Source organism: Kosakonia sp. MH5 (genome assembly GCF_009935945.1).
Classification (GTDB): domain Bacteria; phylum Pseudomonadota; class Gammaproteobacteria; order Enterobacterales; family Enterobacteriaceae; genus Kosakonia; species Kosakonia radicincitans.
Genome location: NZ_QODH01000034.1, coordinates 1 through 1364, shown reverse-complemented (window position 1 = coordinate 1364; position 1364 = coordinate 1). Strand labels below are relative to the sequence as shown.

Sequence of the window (1364 nt, the reverse complement as noted above, 5' to 3'; positions counted from 1 at the left end):
AGCTAATGGAATGGTTCGCCCCCACTCAACTTGCTAAAATTGCACTTGCTGTCAGCCCTTATATTGGAGGTGTGTTATGTCACGAACAAAAGCACAGTCCCTTAGCCGAATGGGTATTGATATCGGTAAAAATACGTTCCATGTAGTAGGGATGGACGATAAAGGAAATATCCTGATTAGGCGATGTTTTACCCGCGTTAAATTGATTGAATATCTAGCCCGCTTACCCCAAACAACGATTGGAATGGAAGCCTGTCCGGGTTGCCATTGGCTGGCCAGAAAGGCTAAATCATTTGGACATACGCCCTGCATCGTCCCGGCACAATTTGTAAAACCTTTCGTTAAATCAAACAAGAATGACCTGATTGATGCTGAAGCAATAGCCGAAGCCATTTCTCGTCCTACTATGCGGACAGTGATACCAAAAACAACGGCACAGCTCGATCTACAGGCATTACATCGGATCAGAGAACGCGTGGTCTCTCATAAAACAGCGGTGGTGAATCAGGCTAGGGCATTTCTCCTAGAATACGGATTAACTATCCACAGTGGAATTGCCAAATTTACACATGATATGCCTTCTCTGTTATCTGACGAGCAAAACGAACTGAGTCCATCAATGAGGGATATACTCATTGATCTCTGGCATGAATATCGGTCTCTTGAGGAAAAACTGTTGCACTTACGTCGCCAGATTGAGTCTATCGCTGATGCAGATGGAATAGCTAAAAGGCTGACGTCTATTCCCGGTGTAGGGAAATTGACAGCGACGGCAATGACGGCGTTTGTAGGTAATGGCCAACAATTTAAATCAGGGCGCAATTTAGCTGCCTGGCTGGGGCTTGTACCACGAGAATACTCAACAGGAGGCAAGCAACGTTTATTAGGTATGAGTAAACGTGGCAATGCTTACCTGAGAAAACTGCTTATCCATGGAGCCCGAACCTGTGTTCTGCATTTGAACAGGACAACAAATTTTCTGGGACAGTGGGTACAACTTATGGAAGAGCGCGGTGTACACCGCAATAAGGTTGTTGTCGCACTGGCGAACAAAATTGCCCGAATTATCTGGGCTGTCATGACACGACCGGGCGCTTTTTATTTACAGCAACGAGAAATCTGAACTCGCTTAAAATCTTACCAGTTTGCAGGGTATGTGATGACAAAACTGTGCAATGGCGTCTTGTAAACCCGGGACAAAAAAACGGCTTTAACAGCCTAAGAAGCTTATTGGGAACCTGACGCGCTTATTCCATCATGGCCTTGCTGCCAAAAGCAGCTGACTTGCAAGAGGCCGGATACATTAACGCAAACAGCTTTAATCATCGTGTGCTTGCAAAACGGGGGCGAACCATACATTTTTT

Annotated in this window: 1 protein-coding gene; it reads left to right on the top strand. The window is 45.5% G+C overall.

The annotated features are described in order from the left end of the window. Positions 1–76: 76 nt before the first annotated feature. Complete coding sequence (locus tag DK872_RS27175; RefSeq protein WP_161519130.1) at positions 77–1123, top strand: IS110 family transposase; 1047 nt, start codon at positions 77–79, stop codon at positions 1121–1123. Positions 1124–1364 lie beyond the last annotated feature (241 nt).

What these genes read in the sequence shown, in the direction of transcription:
- DK872_RS27175 (WP_161519130.1), top strand. Translation starts at nt 77, where the DNA reads ATGTCACGAACAAAAGCACAGTCCCTTAGCCGAATGGGTATTGATATC.